Raw genomic sequence first — 20718 nt, 5'->3', positions numbered from 1 at the left:
ATTCTAACGTTGCGACGGCGCGCGGTGGCGCCGGGGCTGGCTCAATGTGCTGGTGTCGGCTTCGACTTTGCTGCGCTGGAAGCGGGTTTGGCTTTGGAAGGGCTACGCATCTGCTCCAGCACAGTGACGCAGGTGTTGTCCGGAGCGCCTTTGCTGGTGGCGATCAGCGGGAGCAGCGCGGCGACGGGCGTGGCGAGTACGCCCAGTGCCAGGGCGCCGCCGCCGCGCAGAATGAGCGGGCCAGGCTGCACGCCCACGTCGGGGTTCTTCAGCGTGCCCTTGGCGTACAACGGCGAGCGCAGCGACAGCACGCGCAGACCTTTGGATTCCGGATGTATGTCGAGATCGAGCTGCTCGGTGGCGAAGTTGATGGTGCCGTTGATACGCACCGTCGCGTCCTCGGTGTCGAACACGAACAGGCGCGTCTGGAACAGGCCATGGGTCGCGACCAGATCCGAAGCGGCGCAATTGATCTTCACCGTTTTGTCGCCGAACAGCTTGCTTATGATGATGTTGCCCACGTTGAGCCCGGCCGTTTCAAGCAGCGCCTTGCTGATCGCGCCATCGTTCATCAGCAGCTTCACCTCGCCGCTGGATGTTCCCAGCAACTCGCTGACCGAATTGCCGCGCGCATCGAGCGCAGCATCGCCATTGATTTCGCCGAAGCTCGTCTGCATCGGTTCAAACGTGGGGAACAGCTGCTTGAGCTTGAGGTGGCGCGCACCAAGCCGGATGGTGCCCTGCATGGGCGTTCGACTACCGTCGAGGCGGATGGTGCTGTTTACCTTGCCGCCGGCCAGTTCGAAGGCGAGCGGGTCCAGGTTGAGAACGCCGTTGTCCATCACCACATGCGTCGACAACGCATCGATGGGCAGAGCGGCCTTGCGCACGATGCTGGCCGCGCTGAAGGTGACATCGGCATCCATGGCGCGCCAGCGATCCGTGCGAAACGGCTCGACTGGTAGCACCTTGTCTGCCGGTTGTGGCGTGGCATCGCCGCGTTGCTGTTTCTCGGCGTTGCTGTCGGCGCCGATCAACGGCGCCAGGTCGGCGAACATCAGCAACTGCGACTTCACGTTGCCGCTCAGCTTGGGCCGGGCGCCGCCGGTATCGAATGCGAGGCTGCCGGAAAGATCGCTGCCGCCCACCTTGCCTCGGAAGTTCTCGTAGGAGAAATGACTGCTGCCGCGCTTGAGGTTGGCTTTCAGATGGCCTTCGGTGGCATAGGGCGGCGTGTCGGGCAGGGTAATGCCGGTCAGCGGATAGAGCTTGGCCATGCTGCTGCCGGAGAACCACAGGCGAATATCCAGCGCTGCCAGGTGCAACGGATCGGTGAAGGTGCCCACAAGGGCAATGTGGCTGTCGCCCACGCGCACGTCAGCCTGCAGCGGGAAAGGCTGGTCCACCTGCTGCAGCGCGAGCACGCCGCCGGTCTTGCCGCTGCCCTTCACCGCAGCACCCTGGTAGCGTCCTTCGGCCTGCCATGCAAACTGATATGTGGCGCGAGTGCCGCCGGGTTGGTTGTCGTTGCTGGCGGCCGCCTTGGCCAATGTCGCGCGCGCGCCACCACCGACGGTCTTGCCCGCCTGTTCGCGTGCATCGGACGACTGCTGCGCCACGATCTGGTCATAGGGAACAGCTTGCTGCAGCGGTTCTACGGTCACCTGCAGATTCACCTTGTTGGCAGCATCGTCCAGCGCGATTCGGCCGCGGTCGAAGCCGATAGCTTGCAGGTCAAGCTGCCACGCCGATGGTTCCGAACTTGATGGCAGGTTGAAATCCCAGTTGGCCTGTCCCTGCGCATTGCGTTCCAGATCGATGGCCGGCTGTGTCAGGTACAACACCGGAATATCCACGCGATGCGCGATCAACGGGAGCGGCGCGAGGCGGAATCGAATGGAATCAAGCTGCGCGAAATGGGGCTGGCTGGCCCACTCAGGATTGGCGATGCTTACGTCCCTGGCAATGAACTGCGGCCACGGCACGAGAGCGGCCAGCCCGCCTTCGGTTTGCTCGCGCCGCCACTGCACGCTGAGATCACCCTGTATGGTGAATGGACGTCCGATCGCTTCGCTCACCCGCGCGTTGATCGTGGGCTTGAGGCGATTCCAGTCGAATGTTGAGGCCACCACCAGCAGCACCGCGATCAGCATTAGCCAGATGCCGATGATCCACGCCAGTATTTTCCAGCTGCGCCGCATCATCCACTCCTCTTGTGCCTACGCAGACTCCGGCTGCATCCTGCCGACCTGAGTGGTGAAGATGGCGTCGTTAGAGGGCAGTGTCGCTTAGGCAATATTCACTCTGGGCACGGCGATTTCGTGCACGAGGCAGGCTCTTCGGGGTTGTTGGTGGAACCCCAATGTCACCACCAAAGGCGCCCGTTCGTGAGATGGATGCGAGGGGGAATGCCTGGTTGAAGGGGCCGTGTTGACCAAAGCGGCGCCGCGTATTCCGCGGCACCGTGTGAAGCGTGAATCAGGGCGATGCCTTGGTTTCGCGAACCGGAATATTGATGCTGCACAGGTCGATCTTGCCTGCCGGATTGCTGTAGAAATCGTCGCGACGATTGCGCTTGGCGTCGACCAGTGCCGCGAAAGTGGCGCTGTCGGTGCGCAGCACTTCGATTGTGGGTCGTTTGGCTGGCGCCATCTCCGACGCAAGCTGCACTGAGCTGATCGTCTCGCGTTGGTCGGGTTTGTCATAGAAGCCAAGCGGACCGGTGCCGCGCGGCAGGCCGGAAAGAAATTCCATGCCCTGCAACACGCGCCCGACAACGGCCAGGTTACGGTCCAGGCCGCGAGGTGCCTGCCCGATGACAGCGTAGAGCGAGGTGCCGCTACCGGTTTGCGGGTCGGCATCACGTCCCACGCCTACCATGCCGTAGCAATGGGTCAGCCACTCTTGCCCGCTGGCCTTGTCGCGGCCGACGGGAAAGCCCTCGGAGAACCCCACCTCGGGCGCGTAGACGTCGCCGTCAGGCAGCCGCGTAAACGGCAGCTTCGCGTCGATGGTGCGCGTGTATTCCGGCGCCAACTTGGACTTGGCGCTACCTAGCGGCTTGAGCTTGTTCTTGTCGCCGTTGTCGTCGTCTTCCGGGTCGCCCCATTGAGTGACGAAGTTGTCCTGTACGCGAACGATGGCCAGGCCATCGAAATAATGCTCGTGCACGAGGGTGCGAATGTTGGCTGCATGCAGCGGAGTGAAATCCGGCGCCAGTTCGATCAACACCTGGCCTTGCGGCAGGCGCATGAGCAACAGGTTCTGCGGATCTGGGGTGCGCCACTCCTGCGACTGCGACTTGGCGAGCAACTCTTTTGGCGTCGGTGTGTGCTTCGGTTTGGAATCATCCGCTGCGGCGACGGACAGCGTGGCAGTGAGCGCAATGGCGGCGGCAAGGCAGTGGCGCAGCAGCATAGGATCCCCCCGATGTTGGAAAGGGATCACGTTAGCAGAGCGCGGATCGTCTCGGGCAGGAGTTGGCAACCACGGGCGCATTCGAGTGGAAGTGGGCGGCCAGCCAGGAATGACTGGACAAGTCGCCACCCCAGCATCTACTGGGGTGACATCCAAAGACTTGTTCAGAGCGTTGCTGGCGACGGAGCGAAGTGTGCGCGAGTTCGGCCCGTCATCGCGTCGAAGATGGCATCGCCGTGCCTGAAGAATTCGTGCTTACGATTGGCGGTCCGAGCCACGTCTCTTGTGGCTAGTCGTTTGCCGGCAACACCAGGAATTCGGCAGCTTCGAGAGCCGAGCCTTGCCAGTGCCCTGGGGCCACGTCGCGCCACCACGGTTGCACTTCTTCGAAGCGGGCCGGTTCGGCAGGCTCGCCCAAACGCGGCATCACCAGCCCTTCAGGTGCCCTTGCAAGCAACACCTCCGCCGGCTCTGCCCATGGATGCATGGCCAGGTTGAAGGTGCCCCAGTGAACCGGAAGGAGGCGTCCGCTGCCCAGTTGCTTCCATGCTTCCAGGGCGTTGTCCGGGCCCAGATGCACATTGCCCCAGGATGGATGAAACGCGCCGACTTCAATCATGGCCAGGTCGAAAGGTCCGAGTCGTTGGCCTATTTCTGCGAAGGCCGGCGACAAACCCGTATCGCCGCTGAAGAACACCGCGTGGCGCTCACCGCGAAGCGAAAACGAGGACCACAAGGTGGCATTGCGATCGTGCAGCCCTCGACCGGAAAAGTGATGTGACGGTGCTGCGGTAATCGTCAGCCCACCTGGCAGCACGGCTTGCTCCCACCAGTCGAGCTCGATGATGCGTTCGGCGGGCACGCCCCATGCTTCCAGATGCACGCCGACGCCGAGCGAGGTGACAAATGGCACCTGCAATGCTCTCAGTGCGCGGATGCTTGGATAGTCAAGATGATCGTAATGGTCATGCGAGATCAGCACCGCATCCAGTGGCGGCAAGGCGGAAATGTCGACGGGCACCGGCTGGAACCTCTTGGGCCCGAAGAAGGAGAGGGGCGAGGCGCGCGGGCCCCAAACGGGATCCGTCAACACGCGCCTCCCATCGATTTCCAGCAGCACCGTTGAATGACCGAGCCAGGTGGCGCGCAACCCGGTTTCGGTTGGTTGTGCCCAGCCGCCGCGCGGGTCCAGTGCGGGCAACGGTCGCCCCGGCGTGCGCCCTTCGCCGTGAAATACGAAGTCGATCAGCGACGGGCGTTCTTCCACCACGATCTTCGCAGTGGGCGAGTAGGTATTCACGAAGCCGGCGCCCGCGTACTGCGCGGAAGATCGCATGCGTTCAAGCCGCAGCCCAGTAGCATGTCGGGTAAACAAAGCCATCGCTGACCTCCCGGGATGCACCGGTACCGGTGCAGCCATATCACGTGAAATTTCGATCCGCAGCGCCAATCGCTGTCGACGTCGACGAAAGCTGCCTATTACTTATCGGGGCGGCTCGGCGATTTCCAACCCACCGGAGGTTGGTCGTGACGGAGTGCCATGGGTAACGTCGGCGAATCTCCTACGACTTGATGCGTTCGGTTCGCATGACGAAGGTGCAGGTCAGCTCCACTGGCTTCCTGAAAATGGGCGGAGCGGCGAGGAGACAACTGACCGCTATCGCCGGAAGCGGTCGTCGTCTGGACGGATATTTCTAGAAGGCGAGTGCCACGCCCGTCAGCTCTTCGCTCAGTGCGAGGAGCCGCGTTGCCAATGCCGGATCGATCGCCCATGGCGCCACTCCCTGTGCTGCGGCAGTAGATGCGGAGGTCGTCATCGCAGCGATATCAGCATGTTCGCAGTACGCACCACCCATGCCGCTCAACTGATCGCTCACGGCGCACCAGACCAGAGTCGCCGCGCCTTGCTCCACGGTCTTGAAGTGATCGGGCACGATGGGGCGTCCGTTCTCGAACGAGATACCAAAAGACAACAGTTCCTCTTCCGTCAGATGACGAATGAGATCGGTCGACAGAATCGAACCGGGGTGCGCCGAGAACGCACGGATGCCGTGCTCTTCGCCCAGCTTGTCCAGGCCTAGCGCAAACAGCGCATTGGCAGTCTTGGACTGCCCGTAGGCTTTCCATTTGTCATAGTCGCGCCGCTCGAAGTTCGGGTCGTCGAAATCGATGCCGCCGAAGCGATGCCCGGCGGAACTCACGGACACCACGCGTGCATGGGACGCCTTGCGCAGCGCGGGAGCGAGGCGTGCTACCAGCTGGTAGTGACCCAGGTGATTTGCGGAGAACTGCACCTCGTAGCCGCGCGCATCGCGCGTCAGCGGCGTGGCCATCATGCCTGCGGAGTTGATGAGGATATCCAACGGCCGACCTGAGGCGAGAAACGTGGCAGCGAAAGCGTCGATCGAGGCCGGATCGAGCAGATCCATGGCCTCCACCTCCACGCGTGGAATGCCTGCCAATGCCGCTTTCGCCTTGTCGAGTGTGCGCGCCGGTACGACCACGGTGGCACCGCCTTGCGCGAGCACGCGGGTGGCTTCAAGACCGAGCCCTGAATAGCCGCCGGTAATGATGGCCGTCTTGCCGGCGAGGTTCTTTCCCGCCAGCGCCTCGTGCGCCGTCGTACGAGGGCCGAAGCCCGAACGTAGGGGTGACTGTTTGCTTTGCATGGACGGTTTCCTGATTACCAAGACGCCACTTTAGGGCGGCCGTGCTAGACCATCCATGCACTCAGGTCCACAATACTTTTTCGATCGTCCAGGATTTGGCCATGGATACGTTATCCAGCGTGCTTTCGCTGCTCAATGTCCGCAGCGCCATCTCCACCGGTGTGAAGGCCGGCGGCGCGTGGTCGGTTCAGTTCTCCACGGTCGCCGGCATCAAGTTCAACGCGATGGTCGAAGGTCAGTGCTGGCTCGCGCTGGAGGGCGATCACGCTCCGGTCCGGCTTCAGGCGGGTGACTGCTTTCTGCTCAAGGGCGGCCACCGTTTCGTACTGGCGAGCGATCTTTCGTTGCCACCGGTCGACGCGGCCAGCCTGATTGGCAGCCCGGTCGAAGGCATGGCGCATCTGGGCCAGGGCACTGATATGTACGCGATCGGCGGTCGCTTCATCTTCGACCCCGCTGACGCATCCATGTTGATCGATGCCTTGCCACCGTTTGTGCACGTCGAAGGTCGTTCAGCGCATGCAGCCACCTTGCGTTGGGTGCTGACCAACCTGGCCGAGGAGTTGACCAGCACGCAACCCGGAGCACAGCTCATGGGAGAACACCTGAGTCACATCATGCTGGTTCAGGTGTTGCGCTCGTTTCTTGCATCCGACGCCAGGCCGACCACGGGCTGGCTCGCGGGTCTTTCCGATCCGAAGATCGGTCAGGCGATTCGCCTTATGCACGAGGAGCCCGCGCGACGCTGGACACTCAACGACCTGGCGCACGCCATCAATGTCTCCCGATCGGCTTTCGCATTGCGGTTCAAGACGATCGTTGGCGCGGCACCGCTGGACTATCTCCTGCAATGGCGCATGCGTCTGGCGCGTCACGCATTGCGCAACGACAACGCCAGCGTTTCGTCGATTGCATTGTCCTTGGGCTACACATCGGAAAGCGCGTTCAGCAACACCTTCAAGCGCGTCAATGGGCGGGCGCCGTTGCAATACCGGCGTGAACAACAGCTCATGCAGATGTCGCCTGGCTAGAGGAGCGCAAGGTTCCCTGCATGCCTTCCTTCGCGACAAATGCCAGTGCAGGGTCGTCGATCGGCTGCTTCAGCAAGATCCGGCGGTCCATCTCGTAGTTGTGCGTCACACGCCAGGGCAGGTTGCGGCCCTGGCGCGGCATCATTGTGTTGCCTCGGCGCACGTATCCCGACGTGAGCGAGTCCAGGATGGTTTCGTTCTGCATCTCATGGGCAGGCGCACGCGGCGTCACGGTGGCGAGGCGATGCGCATCCATGTAGTTGAGCAGGCGACAGACGTAACTCGCCGCCAGATCCACCTTCAGCGTCCACGATGCGTTGGTATAACCAAAGATCACGGCAAGGTTGGGCGTGTCCTGCAACAGGACACCTTTGTAGGTCATGAGGTCACCCGCTGAAAACTTCTGCCCATCAACGTCAAGTTGCATGCCACCCAGTGCCTGCAACTGAAAGCCCGTGGCCGTGATGACGATGTCGGCTTCGAGCTCCTTGCCGGAGGTGAGCTGGATTCCGCGCTCAGTGAAGGTGTCGATGGTATCGGTCACGATGGACGCTTTGCCTTCACGGATCACCTTGAACAGATCGCCGTCGGGCACTGCGCATAGGCGCTGGTCCCACGGATCGTACTTCGGGGAGAAGTTGCCTAGGTCTACGTCATCGCCAACATGTCGCCGCACACCCTTCAGAAGTAGCGCTCTTACTTGAGCAGGCCATCGCTTGGCTGCCCGGAAGATGAAACGCTGAAGATAGATGTTTCGCTTGCGCGCCATCGCGTAGACAAGGCGTTCGGGGAGAACATGCTGTAGCCACTCCGAAATCTTGTCATGAGCGGGCAGGGAGACAATGTAGCTCGGTGATCGCTGGAGCAACGTAATGTGCGCGGTTTGATCGGCCATGGCCGGAACGATCGTCACGGCAGTCGCGCCGCTGCCAATGACGACAACACGCTTGTCGCGATACTCAAGACCCTCGGGCCATTGCTGCGGGTGAATGAACTGGCCACGATAGCGCTCGATGCCGGGATAGCTGGGCAGGTAGCCGTTATCGTGATCGAAATACCCGGTGCAGGTAATCAGAAAGTCGCAGGTGAATCGACATGCCGTTTCACTGTCCGTATCCACGGCGTTGATCGTCCAGAACCCGTGCTCGCCCGACCAGGAAACCAGCGTTACGCGCGTGTTGAAATGGATCTTGCTGTCCACGCCATAGGCACGAGCCGTTTCCTCCACGTATGAGCGGATGGACGGGCCATCCGCAAGCACTTTCAACTCGTTCCACGGACGAAACTGGAAGCCAAAGCTGAACATGTCCGAGTCGGACCGAACGCCCGGATACCGAAAGAGATCCCAGGTGCCGCCGATGGCATGGCGACGCTCAAGAAGGCCCACCGATTTGCCCGGACATTCCTTGGTCAAATGACAGGCCGTGCCTATGCCGGATATCCCGGCACCGATGATCAAGACATCGTAGTGGACACCATGAGACTGGTCTGCGCGCATGTCGCTAGCCCTCCCACGTTGCGGATGCCGCAACCCCGATAGCGTACTGCGCTTTGCCGTCCCGCGTGCCTCGGCAGGGCTCACCGGTCGATACTTTCTCAGCAGGTGGGCCCGGCGATAGTCCGAGCGGGTGCTTTGCAGACCATTCTTTCACGCATCGGAAGACTGAATGCCGCCGGGCAGCTCTTCGCTGAGGCAGTTCGCGCCCATAGAGTGGATGGCATGAATCATCAGCCGTTCGGTGCGCAATGAGCCACGAAGGTAAAAAAGTCTTTCTGATAACAGGTGTAAGTTCGGGCTTTGGTCGCGCTTTTTCCGAAGCGGCCTTGGCGGCCGGTCATACGGTCGTGGGCACCGTGCGTCGAGATGGCGATCGCGCAGCCTTTGAGGCGATATGCCCCGAAAGGTCGCGGGCTGTGGTGCTTGATGTCACCGACTTCACGTCGATAGATGGCGTAGTGGCATCGATACTCGCGCAGTTCGGCCGGATCGACGTGCTCGTCAACAATGCCGGCTACGGTCACGAAGGTGTATTGGAAGAGTCTCCTCTGGAGGCCATGCGTCATCAGTTCGACGTCAACGTGTTTGGCGCCGTTGCCATGATGAAGGCGGTGTTGCCCAACATGCGTGAACGGCGGTCTGGTCACATCATCAATATGTCGTCGATGGCCGGATACGCGCCGCTTCCGGGCATTGCCTATTACGCCGGCAGCAAATTTGCGCTGGAGGGCATCACGGGTGTGCTGGCCAGGGAGGTCGAGCCATTCGGCATCAAGGTGACGGCGATTGCGCCAGGGTCGTTCCGCACCGACTGGGCGGGCCGCTCCATGGTTCGCAGCGAGCGGAGCATTGCCGACTACGATGCACTGTTCGCTCCCATCAGGGAGGCGCGCAAGGAGAAAAGTGGCAAGCAGTCTGGCGATCCGGTTCGCGCTGCACAGGCGCTTTTGACGTTGATCGAGACCGAGCAGCCACCCGTACACCTGCTTCTTGGCGTCGATGCGCTGACCATGGCGCGAAAGCATCTCACCAGGCTGCTGGCGCAGATCGATGCCTGGGAATTTCTGAGCAGGTCAACCGATTTCGCTTCGCCCTCGTCGCTGCAGGAGTCTTAGGTCAGGCTGACTTACCGATCCTTGCTAATGCTGGCACTGGCTTCGTCCTGAAGTGGCAACTCGGTCTGCTGCAAACGCCGGGCTCTTGTACAAATTCTCTTTCATGCGGACGCCTGCACGCACTGAAGTGCACAGGTTGGATCCCATAAATCATAGGAGGCCGCGATGGCCATACTCACCATAGACATGCGTAACGGTCGGACCGACGAGCAGAAGCGAAAGCTGGTGGCCGCCTTGCTGGATGTTGTCAGCAAAGCCACCGGCGAACCACGCGAAGGCGTGTTCCTGGTCATCCATGAAAGTCGGGGTATCGATTTCGTGGAGGACGGCCATCATCTTCCCGACTACGTTCCGCCATCCGTCAACAGTTGATTTTCACGCACATCCGAGGCCATCCCATGCCACTTATCCAGTGCCATATCACCCGAGGTTTGTCGTCCCGGCAGAAGCATGCGCTCATGCAAGACCTCACCGAGGCTATGCACCAGACGCTCGGAGCCGATCCGAAATTTGTCACCGTCATCATTCACGAGCACGACGCGCCAAACATCAAGGAAATCGACTACGTGCCTCCCCCTGATGACGAGGGGAGCTAGGCCGCCAGGCACTATGGGCGGCCATCCAGCGTTGATGGTCGCCTGGCCCCGAAAGGGGCCTGATCCGTGGCGTTTCCCCTGACTATCGACGTGGTTCGGTCATAGTGCTCAAATCGATACGAGACAAAGGCCTGAAGGGCGACACTCATTCGCCCTTTGGAGCACATTTACGGAGTGCTTCTTATGGATCGTATCGATGCCATGAAAGTCTTCATCGCGGCGCTCGATGAAGGCAGTCTCGCCGGTGCCAGTCGCAAAACTGGCCGTTCCGCTGCGGCGGTGAGCAGGGCAGTCGCCTTCCTCGAGGCGCATGTGGGGGTGCCATTGCTCCACCGAACCACCCGGTCGATCAAGTTGAGCGAAGCAGGCGAGCGATACGCATTGGCCTGCAGAAAGGTTCTGGCGGAATTGGAAGAGGCCGATCGACAGGCAGCGGGCGAACGATCGGTACCCCGTGGCACCCTGACGATTACCTCAACCGTTTTCGCTGGCGCCGAGATTCTGCGTCCCATCGTCGATGCATTCATGGAGGAATTTCCGACCGTCAGCGTGCGCATGTATTTGCTGGAAAGGCCGGTAAATCTGATTGACGAAGGCATGGATCTGGCCTTGCGACTTTCGCATCTGGCCGACTCGACGCTGGTCGCGCATCGCATCGGGGATGTTCGAAGGGTTGTCGTTGCATCGCCGCGATATCTGGCAACACACCCCCGCATCGCCGAGCCCGCTGATCTGGCAAAGCACCAGATTATCGCCAATGCACATATGGGCATGGATTCGTGGAGTTTTCCGGCACTGGAAGGGTCAACGATTCCTCGCTCCGTCTCGTTCACGCCTCGCCTGGTGGTCAATAACGTGCGCGCCGCCATTGCATCGGCCGTTGACGGACATGGTGTGACGCGCCTTCTTTCCTACCACGTGGCGCCGGAGATCAAGCAGGGCTTGCTGCGGATCGTGCTTGCCGATGCGGAGCCCGTGCCATACCCGGTTCACATCGTATCGCCGTATGGGCGTCTGTCCGTGCCAAAGGTACGCGCCTTTGTCGACTTCGCACTGCCTCGCCTGCGTTCGCGCTTCGCGTCCCTGGCGAAGGAGGCGGAATCGCCGCCCGAAACGCCGATTCCACCGCGGCGTGGAAGGGTGTCTACCGAATAGCAGGGATTCGCTAATGGTCTGCGCACTCCTAGATTAGGGTCATCGGCGCCGCAAGCCCGATCGGCATCACGCTGAACCCCCCAACATCTACGAGAGCACTTATTTATGAACAGCCAACAGAAAGTCGTCATCATTACCGGCGCATCGCAAGGCATCGGCGCTGGCCTGGTCAAGGCCTTCCGCGACCGCAACTATCGCGTCATCGCCAATTCCCGTTCCATCAAGCCGTCCAACGATCCCGATGTGATCGCCGTGGCGGGCGACATTGCGGATCGCGCCGTGGCGGAACGCATTGTGAAGGAGGCGGTGTCGCGCTTTGGCCGCGTTGACACGTTGGTCAACAACGCCGGCATCTTTACCATGAAGCCCTTTACCGAGTTTACGGCGCAAGACTACGCCGACAACATTTCGGTGAATCTCACGGGCTTCTTCCACATCACTCAGCTGGCCATCGCCGAGATGGAGAAGCAGAGCAGCGGCCACATCGTCAACATCTCCACCGGCCTTGTCGATCACGCCGTCGAAGGTGTTCCGTCGGTGTTGGCCTCCCTGACCAAGGGCGGTCTGAATTCGGCCACGAAGTCGCTGGCCATTGAGTATGCCAAGCGCGGTATTCGCGTCAACGCAGTGGCTCCGGGCGTGATCAAGACGCCGATGCACGCGCCGGAACATCACGGTGTGCTCGCAGGTCTGCACCCGGTGGGTCGTATGGGTGAAATTTCCGACGTCACTGGCGCTGTGCTCTACCTCGATGGGGCCAGTTTCGTGACGGGTGAGATCCTGCACGTCGACGGTGGCCAGAGCGCCGGCCACTAAGGCGAAACGGGGTGGGCGCGAAGCCCACCCCATGTCACTGAGGAAACGATCATGCCTTTCGTGAATATCAAGATTACCCGTGAGGGTTCAGGCCCGGGCCGCAGTGCAGCGACGCAGGAAGAGAAGGCTGCATTGATCAAAGGTGTCAGTCAGTTGCTGCTCGACGTGCTGAACAAGCCGCTGGAATCCACCTTCGTCGTGATCGATGAAGTGGAGTTGGAAGATTGGGGCTGGGGCGGCCTGCCGGTTCCGGAATACCGCCGGCTGCAAGAGTCAAAGAAGAAGTAACGGTTTCGGCTGCGCGGGCCCACCGCGCAGCCGTTGTTTTATTCATCGTGGAAGTGGATCGCCACGTGTTTGGCGGAAGCTCTGGCGCTTCGCCAGGAAGGTGAGAGGATGTCAGCGCAGATGAATTCGGCGACCCATCGCACCAGCTTGGGTGCTGACCGTGCCAGTTACGCAGAGCGCAACGCAGCGTACTGGAAGCGGAATCTCGCGATCTGCGTGTTCGGTTCGTTCACCACACTGGTGAGCCTCAGCATGCTGTTGCCTTTTCTGCCGCTCTACGTAGAGCAGCTGGGTGTGCAGTCGGCGTCATCTATCGTTCAATGGTCAGGCGTCGCATTTGGTGCGACCTTTCTCGGCACAGCCGTCACGGCGCCGCTATGGGGCCATCTGGCGGATCGTTTCGGTCGCAAACCCATGCTTGTGCGCGCGGCCATTGGCATGGCCGTGGTGATGTCGTTGATCGGCATGGCACATAGCGTGGTCGAACTCGTCACACTGCGTCTGGTGGCGGGTCTGGTTGGCGGCTACGCCTCCGCTTCGACGGTCATGATCGGCACTCAGGCACCTCGGGACAAAGCAGGTTGGGCGCTCGGTGTACTTTCCACCGGTGCACTTTCGGGGAGTCTGATCGGGCCGCTCGTGGGTGGTTTTCTCCCCGGCCTGGTAGGAATCCGCGGCACGTTCTTTGTCGGTGGTGCAGTGATCGCGCTGGCTGCAGTGGCGACCATTCTCTTCGTCCGGGAAGATTTCGATCGCGCACTGGATGCCAAGGCGCGCGTCGCGGCAAATACTGCGTCGTCGATCCGTACGGATCGCTGGCTTCTCGTTGCCTTGCTCGCCACGGCGATGATGGTGTTGCTGGCCAACATGTCCATCGAGCCGATTATCACCGTATACATCGGGCAGCTCGGCGTGGCACGCGATCACCTGGCACGCACAGCCGGCTTTGTCATGGCTGCCTCGGCATTCGGCAGCATGCTGACCTCTGCTCGGCTGGGTGCGCTGGCCGATCGTGTCGGTAGCAGCAAGGTCATTGTTGGTTGCCTGCTTGCAACGGGTGCCGTGTTGTTGCCGCAGGCCTTCGTGACGCAATGGTGGCAGCTGGCACTACTGCGCGGGCTCATGGGCATGACCATCGCCGGGCTGCTGCCCGCGGTCGCCAAACTGGTGCGTCACGCAGTGGATGAAAGCCAGGCCGGCAAGACACTTGGATACTTGCAGTCGGCGCAATTTTCGGGGCAGGTGATCGGTCCGCTGATGGGCGGCCAGATTGGTGCATATGCAGGACTGCGGGAAGTGTTCTTTATGACCTCCGCGTTGTTGATCCTGTGTGCGGGCCTCAATGTGTGGGTCCACTTCCGCAATACACATCAGCGTGTGGATTCCGGTCAGGCTTAACATCGATTCCGGCGACCGCTGAACATCCTGCTGGTGCTGACCAGGGGCCGGTAGCCTGCTGCTATCGGACACCACCGGTTATATTCTGAAAAGGTCCGGTTCCGGCCCGAAGCGGACACGCATAAAGACAGAGTCGCAGTGTCAGCAGTGGTCACTTCTCAGATCGAGGCGTCTTATATGGGCGATGCGCGAAGCAGATTGGGGGCTATACATGTGTCTTCATGCTGGCTAGTTGCGCAGCGCAGAACGCTCTGGAGCGGACGTTCGCGGCCTATCGAGGGAGGCCGCTTGAAGTGGTCGAATCCCACTTCGGAACACCTGTCCAGGATCAGGATCTTGGTGGCGGGACTCATCAACTGACCCGGGACAGCGAAGAGATCGACATGCTTCCTTCCGGCGTGTCGATCCCTGACAGAAGTGCGGTTTCCGTTCAGAGCGCGGGCTACGCTATTCCCCTAACTGGCCGAGCAAGCTCATGTCATCCTAAGGCCTGTATTTTTAAGGCTTTTTAGGCAGATTGCGATTCAAGAATTGCGACCCATTTTGGTCCGGAAAGTTTAGGTATTACCCCTTTTAGGAACGAAGCGACCCCCGTCCTAAGGACCAATGGCGACCTTTTGCGAACGCGCGTATCGTGTGCGGGCGCGTATGTCAAATATGCGTACTTGCGCGGACGCTCATCGGCGCGACCGATATCAGCGTTTTACTGGGGGCGCGGTCACCTAACGAAACAAACGGGAGACCAGTGATATGAAGACTCGACTGCTTATCGCAGTGGCTGCTATGGCGTTCGCCACGTGCGCCTTGGGTGCGTCCCCAACCACACTGACACTGCAACGAGGGGGCACCACGGTACCAACGACCACGCCCCTTGGGGGCGCTCCGCTGACAAGCCTGGAATTGGATCCGGCGATGACCGCCGGGGATGCCGATTCGGGCGATGGCGACGACCTCGGATCGAAGCCTGTGGTGAATCGCAGCATTTCCCACGGACATGCCGGCAGCAACAAGATGGGGAATGCCAGCCGTGCCAAGTCGAGCCCCGAACTCCTTGGCGGCTTCGATGGCCTCAATTTCCACGACCAGCGTTACTCCAATGGCGGTAATCAGTTCTCGGTGGAGCCGCCCGATCAAGGGCTGTGCTCCGGCAACGGATTCGTCATGGAAAGCGTCAACGACGTATTGGCGATCTATGCCAGCTCCGGCAACAAACTTGTCGGACCTGTCGATCTCAACACTTTCTACGGCTACCCTGCTGCGATCAATCGCAGCACCGGTGCGTACGGACCCAGTATCACCGACCCTTCCTGTTACTACGATGCAAGCACGCAGCGTTGGTTCCAGGTCGTGTTGACGCTCGATCGTATTGGCACGACGTCGGCCCTGGCCGGCACCAATCACTTGGACATCGCGGTCAGTCAGACCTCCGACCCCACCGGCGCCTGGAACATCTACCACTTGCCAGTGCAGAACAACGGCACGCAGGGCACCCCGGATCACGGCTGCGCGGACGGATTCTGTCTGGGCGACTATCCCCACATCGGTGCTGACGCCAATGCGATCTTCCTGACCACCAATGAGTTCTCGTTGTTCGGCCCTGGCTTTTACGGCGCGCAGATTTACGCCATCTCCAAGCAGGCACTGGCGTCGGGCGCAGCATCACCGAACGTGGTGCTGTTCAACGGTGGTGATCCGAGCATTCCGGCGCCCGCGTTCACGGTCTGGCCGGCCACCTCGTCCGGTGGGCAGTATGCCGGTGCGCATGGTGGAACCGAATACCTCCTCAGTTCGGACGCCGTGTTCTACGACTCGGGTACGTCGAACACCATCTGGCTGTGGTCGGTGTCGAACACGCAGGCTATCGATACCACGCCCGCGGCCTTGACGCTGAATGTGTCTCCGCTGACCGTGCAGCAATATGCCGTGCCGAGCAGTCTGGCCCACCAGAAGCCGGGCAGTACGCCCTTGCGTGACTGTTTTGCCCTGCCCAGCTGCGCATCGATCCTCGGCTACCCGAGTTTCGTCTACCCCGCGCCGCGCGACTTGGCGGTGAATGATTCGCGCATGCAGCAGGTGAGCTACGCCAACGGCAAGCTTTGGGGGACGCTGGATACCGACGTCTTGCTGGGCGACGGCAGCCATGGCTCGGGCATCAACTACTTCGTAATCAATCCGAACTCCGGCGGCGTCTTTGCCAACGGCACGCTAGCCCTGCCCGATGCGAATCTGACCTACGGCGCGGCGGCCGTCACGCAAAGCGGACGCGGCGTCATCGCGTTCACCGTGGTTGGCCCCAACGACTATCCAAGCGCTGGCTACGCCAGCCTGGATGCGAAGATTGGTGCTGGCGAGGTACATATCGCCGCGGCGGGCGCAGGTCCCTGGGATGGCTTTACGGGCATCCCCTACCTCGGCGGTGATCGGCCGCGCTGGGGCGACTATGGTGCGGCTTCGGCCGACGGCAACACCATCTGGGTCGCATCCGAGTACATCGCGCATACGTGCACCCTGGCCGAATACTTGACCGTTCCGCTGTTCCAGTGCGGTGGTACACGCGGTGCTCTAGGCAACTGGGCGACGCGTATCTCGGCTATCAAACTCTGAGTCCTCGGCAAAGCGCCAGGCAACGGGCGTGGTGGGCAGTGTTCCATCGCGCCCGTTTTGTTTTTGAAACGGAAGAATGGCGTCAAGGGCAATTTGAAGGTTTGGCATAAGCATGACTGCTGACTGTTGCGCAGGTCAGAGTCCATCGGGACCAAGCTTCCCGCCGATCAACACAGACGTCATGGACAGCGAACTGATGATCTGATCATTGAAGATCTTGACCAGATCTCCTTCCCGTTGAAGCGCTAGTGCGTACAACAATGGCAAGTAATGTTCTGCTGTTGGTATGGCCAGGCGCGCGTCCGAGCCGAGATTTTCGTAATCGCACAACGCGGAATGGTCCCGTCGTTCGATGCGGCGGTTCACTAGTTCACGAAAGCGGCAAGCCCAATCGGGCTGCTCCTGGCTGTGAAAGCGGAACAGCGCCAAGTTGTGAACGATGTTGCCGCTTGCGATGACGAGAATGCCTTGGTCCCGCAGTGCTCCAAGGCGGGCGGCAAGTTCGTAGTGCTTTTGTCCTGTCTTTTGACTATCCAGACTCAGTTGAAGTACGGGAACGTCGGCCGCTGGATACATTGCCCGCAGCACGCTCCACGCGCCGTGATCCAGGCCGCGGCCTTCGTCAACTCGAATGCGTTCATCGCGCAATGAGTCCGAAATGGCATGGGCGAGTAGCGGATCCCCGGGCGCGGGATACCGCACGCCGAACAGGGCCGCCGGGAACCCATAGAAATCATGAATCGTCTCCGGCGTCTGACTGCCGGTTATGTACGTGCCGCGTGTTTCCCAGTGTGCGGAAACACACAAGATGGCGCGTGGCGTTGGAAGGATGCCGCCAAGCTTGCTCCAGCTTCGATGAAAGTCGTTGTCTTCGATTGCATTCATCGGCGAGCCGTGACCAATGAACAGCACTGGCATTGTTGATGGATTGTCCATGCGTGTTTGCCATCGTTATGGTTGTGGACGAGTTGGTCAGCCCTGCAGAACGACCACGCGCCGCGCAGGGAAGTGGCAATCTGACGTCTGATAACGCCAACTGACAGCTCCAATGCCCGCAAGCGAAACCAGGCTCGCCTCAGAGCGAAATCTTGAGGCGAGCTTGGTTCGTAGCTACTTGCCAACCCCGATTTGCTGCATGAGCGTGGCGTTATCCCAGAACAGATATTCCTCGTCCATGACACCCTGCTTGTTCCAATGGCCCAGAGTCGCCATCGGGAGGTGGTACGCCTTGCCGGTGGGCTGAATCACGGTGCTGTCTGCCATAACCATGGGCTTGGTAAAGGTGCCGTCGAGAAATCCCATGACGGCCGTCCACTGGGCATCCGCCGTGCCAAACCTAACGGGATGCTGAGTGATGCGGTTGTCGGGCGCGAAGGTCCACATAAACTCTAGTGCTTTGATGTGATCTGGGATGCCCTTAGTGGTGTGGCCATCCGGGTAATGGACAAGGATGTTTTGGCCGTGACTTTTGTGCAGGTTTTCCCACTGCTGGCCGGTGTAGACGTGGAAGTCGAGATCGTCGAAGTTGGCCAGATTCTTCGCAAGCTCAGGTGGCATGCCCTCTACCTTCGGAGTGGGCTCGGCGACCTTTGTCGCAGGCCACTGGCTTGAATCGGCGGCAATAACCGGGCCGGCGAGTAGCAGAAACGCAGTTGCGAGACTGGCACCAAACATGGATATGCCTCTTTGGTTCCCCATGGTTCCGTCCTCTTGGTCAAGTATGGAATGTTGCGCACGCTCATTTGAGGCCGGCGTAAGGATGGAACGGGCGCATTGCGCCTCGATCGTCGGGCCGTTGAGCTTCCGCTATTCTCCGCCTCAGTCGAAAGGCCGTAAATCAGTTACTTTTTGGTAACCGAGAGATACTTATGAGTGCCCGCAGCAAGAGCATATGTATGGCGGACGTGGTCCTTCGCGTTCTTCGTGGACGTTGGGCCACCCACGTGCTCACCGTTGTCGCCGAGCACAAGACCATTCACTTCAATGGTCTCAAGCGAGCCATACCTGGCGTTTCCGCCAAAGTCCTGGCCGAACAGCTTCGCTACCTGGAAGCGTCCGGGGTCCTGGAGCGCCGGCTCACCGAAAACCCACGGGGCGAGGTCGTCTATAGCTACACCACTCGCGGGAAGGAGCTCAAACAGGTACTCGATAGTTTTGACGCGCTGGCTGCGCGCTGGTCAGAGTAGGGGCCTGACGGGCACATTTCGATCGGGTAAACCCGGTCGCCTGGAGTTGTCGGTGAGAGGAAGGGCGTACTCTGGCGCGACAACTGAAATGTCCGCTTCCGACTGCGGATTCAACCGGTCGTTGCAACACCCATAGACTGCGACAGCAGGAGGTGTGTTGCCAATGGCCCAGCGACCGCGGATCCATTACACAGACACCCACAAGGCCCTGATGTGGGACCGCTGGCAGCGTGGCGAGTCGTTGCACGAGATTGCCAAGCTGTTTGATCGGCACCACTCGGCGGTGCGTCGGATACTTGCCGAGACCGGCGGCATACGACCGGTGCCCCGTCGCCGTGCCGAGCGCGCGTTGACCCTCGCCGAGCGCGAGGAGATATCGCGAGCGATGGTGGCGGGCCGTTCGATCCGCGCGGTTGCCTTGCAACTGCGGCGAGCACCGTCGACCATCAGTCGCGAGATTCAGCGTAGCGGTGGTCGGGACGGTTACCGCGCCAACCAGGCTGACCAGCAAGCCTGGGATCGCGCGCGTCGCCCCAAGGTCTGCAAGCTAGCCAGGTACCGGAAGCTTGCGACCCGGGTGACGAAGAAGCTGCAAGGACGATGGGCGCCGGAGCAAATCGCCGGCTGGCTCAAGCGCACGTCTAAGGGCAACGAGGACGATCAGGTGTCACACGAGACCATCTACCGCAGCCTCTACGTCCAGGCCCGTGGCGCCTTAAAAAAAGAACTATTGGCGCACTTGCGGCGCACCCGAACGATGCGCCGGTCGCGGCAGCACACCCAAAAGACGCCCGGTCACGGCCAGCTCCGCGACACGGTATCCATCAGCGAACGCCCAGCCAGCATCGAGGACCGGGCCGTACCCGGTCATTGGGAGGGCGATCTGCTCTGCGGCAGCGGCAACAGCCAGATCGTCACGCTCGTCGAACGGTACACACGCTTTGTCATGCTGATCCAAGTCGCGCGCAAGGACACGGAGACGGTCATCGATGCGTTGATCAAGCACGCACGCACCTTGCCCAAGGAACTCTATCGATCGCTGACGTGGGATCGCGGTAGCGAGATGGCCGACCACAAGCGCTTCACGCTGGCGACCCATATCCAGGTCTACTTCTGTGATCCGCAGCATCCGTGGCAGCGCGGCTCGAACGAGAACACCAATGGATTGCTTCGGCAGTATTTCCCCAAGGGCACCGATGTGTCCGTGCACTCCCAAGCCAAGCTCAACGCCGTCGCGCGGGAGTTGAACGGACGTCCAAGAAAGACCTTAAACTTCGAGACGCCGGCCGAACGATTTCATCAAACTGTTGCAACGACCGGTTGAATCCGCAACCCGAAGCGGACGCTGTCTTTTCGAGTATGCGGACGGCTCTTCAAGTAGTCCGATTGGTGTTTAAGGGGAGGCTTGATGTCAGAAAGAAAGCGCGCAGTGAGGCGAATCGCACTGTCATCAGTGTTTTTACTGGCAATGGTTGGGTTGGCGATGTCGGTCGATCAGTCTTTGGCCGGGGTATTTGTCGCACTTATATTTCTTCTCGGCATTCCCTGCTTGCTGCTTTCCCTCATTGATCTCGGGAAGGCCCTCCGGTCGGGCCACATCGAAGGTTTCCGGGCAAGCAAGACAACCTGGTGGCTGTCTCAGCTCCAAGCTGCATTCGGAGCGCTGTGCGCTGCTGTTGGAGGCTTTGTCGTCTATGCAACGCTAGCAGAGCGAGCTACTGGTGCGGCACCAAACCATTGGCCAGTAGTTGCGACCAAAGTCATCATCGCTGTCATGTTGATGGCCATAGGCATCCATTACATCTATGACGCCTTCGCTTCTGGCCCACGGCGACCGCCAAGCGATCAAGCGTAGGAACGTCCGCTTGCGACCCAGAATGGACATTCCGCAGCCCTGACAAGGTCAGGTTGCAGACGCACAATCTGTCGATCCACCGAAAGACCA

General features: G+C 60.5%; 19 protein-coding genes. 12 read left to right on the top strand and 7 right to left on the bottom strand.

Annotated elements, in window-relative coordinates; all coding sequences use genetic code 11:
• Positions 1–41: 41 nt before the first annotated feature.
• The 4 genes from AC3CBN_RS18355 to AC3CBN_RS18340 all read right to left on the bottom strand — a co-directional run bounded on the left by AC3CBN_RS18355 (position 42) and on the right by AC3CBN_RS18340 (position 6086).
• Entirely contained in the window at positions 42–2201 is a 2160-nt protein-coding gene (locus AC3CBN_RS18355; RefSeq protein ID WP_488634423.1) for an AsmA family protein, read from the bottom strand.
• 277 nt (positions 2202–2478) lie between these two features.
• Positions 2479–3417: a peptidylprolyl isomerase gene (locus AC3CBN_RS18350; RefSeq protein WP_488634422.1), complete on the bottom strand. Its 939-nt coding sequence runs from the start codon at positions 3415–3417 to the stop codon at positions 2479–2481.
• A 289-nt stretch (positions 3418–3706) separates the two neighbouring features.
• On the bottom strand, positions 3707–4753 hold the full coding sequence (locus tag AC3CBN_RS18345) for an MBL fold metallo-hydrolase (protein ID WP_488634421.1): 1047 nt from the start codon (positions 4751–4753) through the stop codon (positions 3707–3709).
• A gap of 358 nt (positions 4754–5111) precedes the next feature.
• Positions 5112–6086, bottom strand: a complete 975-nt coding sequence (locus tag AC3CBN_RS18340) for an oxidoreductase (protein ID WP_488634420.1) — start codon at positions 6084–6086, stop codon at positions 5112–5114.
• 101 nt (positions 6087–6187) lie between these two features.
• On the opposite strand from AC3CBN_RS18340, the gene AC3CBN_RS18335 reads away from it, so the two are divergent.
• Positions 6188–7117, top strand: a complete 930-nt coding sequence (locus AC3CBN_RS18335; RefSeq protein WP_488634419.1) for an AraC family transcriptional regulator — start codon at positions 6188–6190, stop codon at positions 7115–7117.
• Here the strand turns inward: AC3CBN_RS18335 and AC3CBN_RS18330 are convergent.
• On the bottom strand, positions 7095–8615 hold the full coding sequence (locus AC3CBN_RS18330) for a flavin-containing monooxygenase (protein ID WP_488634418.1): 1521 nt from the start codon (positions 8613–8615) through the stop codon (positions 7095–7097). The two genes, AC3CBN_RS18335 and AC3CBN_RS18330, sit on opposite strands and share 23 nt — an antisense overlap.
• A gap of 248 nt (positions 8616–8863) precedes the next feature.
• Between AC3CBN_RS18330 and AC3CBN_RS18325 the strand changes: the two genes are divergently transcribed.
• The 8 genes from AC3CBN_RS18325 to AC3CBN_RS18290 all read left to right on the top strand — a co-directional run bounded on the left by AC3CBN_RS18325 (position 8864) and on the right by AC3CBN_RS18290 (position 16587).
• Positions 8864–9730, top strand: a complete 867-nt coding sequence (locus tag AC3CBN_RS18325) for an oxidoreductase (RefSeq protein ID WP_488634417.1) — start codon at positions 8864–8866, stop codon at positions 9728–9730.
• 165 nt (positions 9731–9895) lie between these two features.
• On the top strand, positions 9896–10102 hold the full coding sequence (locus AC3CBN_RS18320) for a tautomerase family protein (protein ID WP_488634416.1): 207 nt from the start codon (positions 9896–9898) through the stop codon (positions 10100–10102).
• Between the two features lie 86 nt (positions 10103–10188).
• Positions 10189–10326 carry a tautomerase family protein gene (locus AC3CBN_RS18315; protein ID WP_488634415.1) on the top strand — a complete coding sequence of 46 codons (138 nt, stop codon included), beginning with the start codon at positions 10189–10191 and terminating at the stop codon, positions 10324–10326.
• A 183-nt stretch (positions 10327–10509) separates the two neighbouring features.
• Positions 10510–11481, top strand: a complete 972-nt coding sequence (locus tag AC3CBN_RS18310) for a LysR family transcriptional regulator (RefSeq protein ID WP_488634414.1) — start codon at positions 10510–10512, stop codon at positions 11479–11481.
• A gap of 105 nt (positions 11482–11586) precedes the next feature.
• Positions 11587–12297 (top strand): SDR family NAD(P)-dependent oxidoreductase, encoded by a 711-nt coding sequence (locus AC3CBN_RS18305; protein ID WP_488634413.1) that lies wholly within the window; start codon positions 11587–11589, stop codon positions 12295–12297.
• Positions 12298–12348: 51 nt separating this feature from the next.
• Entirely contained in the window at positions 12349–12585 is a 237-nt protein-coding gene (locus tag AC3CBN_RS18300; RefSeq protein WP_488634412.1) for a tautomerase family protein, read from the top strand.
• A 120-nt stretch (positions 12586–12705) separates the two neighbouring features.
• Positions 12706–13983, top strand: coding sequence for an MFS transporter (locus AC3CBN_RS18295; RefSeq protein WP_488634411.1), 1278 nt, complete (start codon positions 12706–12708; stop codon positions 13981–13983).
• Between the two features lie 912 nt (positions 13984–14895).
• Positions 14896–16587: a hypothetical protein gene (locus AC3CBN_RS18290; RefSeq protein WP_488634410.1), complete on the top strand. Its 1692-nt coding sequence runs from the start codon at positions 14896–14898 to the stop codon at positions 16585–16587.
• 135 nt (positions 16588–16722) lie between these two features.
• Here AC3CBN_RS18290 and ygiD read toward each other — a convergent pair whose 3' ends face one another.
• Together ygiD and AC3CBN_RS18280 are read right to left on the bottom strand one after the other, a co-directional pair.
• The gene (gene ygiD / locus AC3CBN_RS18285; protein ID WP_488634409.1) at positions 16723–17523 is read right to left on the bottom strand and encodes a 4,5-DOPA-extradiol-dioxygenase; all 801 of its coding nucleotides are present in this window, start codon (positions 17521–17523) and stop codon (positions 16723–16725) included.
• Positions 17524–17697: 174 nt separating this feature from the next.
• The gene (locus AC3CBN_RS18280) at positions 17698–18261 is read right to left on the bottom strand and encodes an ester cyclase (RefSeq protein WP_488634408.1); all 564 of its coding nucleotides are present in this window, start codon (positions 18259–18261) and stop codon (positions 17698–17700) included.
• Between the two features lie 221 nt (positions 18262–18482).
• Between AC3CBN_RS18280 and AC3CBN_RS18275 the strand changes: the two genes are divergently transcribed.
• From AC3CBN_RS18275 to AC3CBN_RS18265, 3 genes are all read left to right on the top strand, one after another.
• The gene (locus tag AC3CBN_RS18275; RefSeq protein ID WP_488634407.1) at positions 18483–18773 is read left to right on the top strand and encodes a winged helix-turn-helix transcriptional regulator; all 291 of its coding nucleotides are present in this window, start codon (positions 18483–18485) and stop codon (positions 18771–18773) included.
• 163 nt (positions 18774–18936) lie between these two features.
• Complete coding sequence (locus tag AC3CBN_RS18270; protein WP_488634406.1) at positions 18937–20097, top strand: IS30 family transposase; 1161 nt, start codon at positions 18937–18939, stop codon at positions 20095–20097.
• Between the two features lie 84 nt (positions 20098–20181).
• Positions 20182–20628 carry a hypothetical protein gene (locus AC3CBN_RS18265; protein WP_488634405.1) on the top strand — a complete coding sequence of 149 codons (447 nt, stop codon included), beginning with the start codon at positions 20182–20184 and terminating at the stop codon, positions 20626–20628.
• Positions 20629–20718 lie beyond the last annotated feature (90 nt).

The sequence above is a fragment of the Dyella sp. OK584 genome, from assembly GCF_057787755.1.
This window is presented reverse-complemented; position numbering and strand designations above follow the sequence as displayed.

Coding starts and splice junctions, on each gene's coding strand:
- AC3CBN_RS18355 (WP_488634423.1), bottom strand. CDS start 2,201: ATGCGGCGCAGCTGGAAAATACTGGCGTGGATCATCGGCATCTGGCTA.
- AC3CBN_RS18350 (WP_488634422.1), bottom strand. CDS start 3,417: ATGCTGCTGCGCCACTGCCTTGCCGCCGCCATTGCGCTCACTGCCACG.
- AC3CBN_RS18345 (WP_488634421.1), bottom strand. CDS start 4,753: ATGCGATCTTCCGCGCAGTACGCGGGCGCCGGCTTCGTGAATACCTAC.
- AC3CBN_RS18340 (WP_488634420.1), bottom strand. CDS start 6,086: ATGCAAAGCAAACAGTCACCCCTACGTTCGGGCTTCGGCCCTCGTACG.
- AC3CBN_RS18335 (WP_488634419.1), top strand. CDS start 6,188: ATGGATACGTTATCCAGCGTGCTTTCGCTGCTCAATGTCCGCAGCGCC.
- AC3CBN_RS18330 (WP_488634418.1), bottom strand. CDS start 8,615: ATGCGCGCAGACCAGTCTCATGGTGTCCACTACGATGTCTTGATCATC.
- AC3CBN_RS18325 (WP_488634417.1), top strand. CDS start 8,864: ATGAGCCACGAAGGTAAAAAAGTCTTTCTGATAACAGGTGTAAGTTCG.
- AC3CBN_RS18320 (WP_488634416.1), top strand. CDS start 9,896: ATGGCCATACTCACCATAGACATGCGTAACGGTCGGACCGACGAGCAG.
- AC3CBN_RS18315 (WP_488634415.1), top strand. CDS start 10,189: ATGCAAGACCTCACCGAGGCTATGCACCAGACGCTCGGAGCCGATCCG.
- AC3CBN_RS18310 (WP_488634414.1), top strand. CDS start 10,510: ATGGATCGTATCGATGCCATGAAAGTCTTCATCGCGGCGCTCGATGAA.
- AC3CBN_RS18305 (WP_488634413.1), top strand. CDS start 11,587: ATGAACAGCCAACAGAAAGTCGTCATCATTACCGGCGCATCGCAAGGC.
- AC3CBN_RS18300 (WP_488634412.1), top strand. CDS start 12,349: ATGCCTTTCGTGAATATCAAGATTACCCGTGAGGGTTCAGGCCCGGGC.
- AC3CBN_RS18295 (WP_488634411.1), top strand. CDS start 12,706: ATGAATTCGGCGACCCATCGCACCAGCTTGGGTGCTGACCGTGCCAGT.
- AC3CBN_RS18290 (WP_488634410.1), top strand. CDS start 14,896: ATGACCGCCGGGGATGCCGATTCGGGCGATGGCGACGACCTCGGATCG.
- ygiD (WP_488634409.1), bottom strand. CDS start 17,523: ATGGACAATCCATCAACAATGCCAGTGCTGTTCATTGGTCACGGCTCG.
- AC3CBN_RS18280 (WP_488634408.1), bottom strand. CDS start 18,261: ATGTTTGGTGCCAGTCTCGCAACTGCGTTTCTGCTACTCGCCGGCCCG.
- AC3CBN_RS18275 (WP_488634407.1), top strand. CDS start 18,483: ATGGCGGACGTGGTCCTTCGCGTTCTTCGTGGACGTTGGGCCACCCAC.
- AC3CBN_RS18270 (WP_488634406.1), top strand. CDS start 18,937: ATGGCCCAGCGACCGCGGATCCATTACACAGACACCCACAAGGCCCTG.
- AC3CBN_RS18265 (WP_488634405.1), top strand. CDS start 20,182: ATGTCAGAAAGAAAGCGCGCAGTGAGGCGAATCGCACTGTCATCAGTG.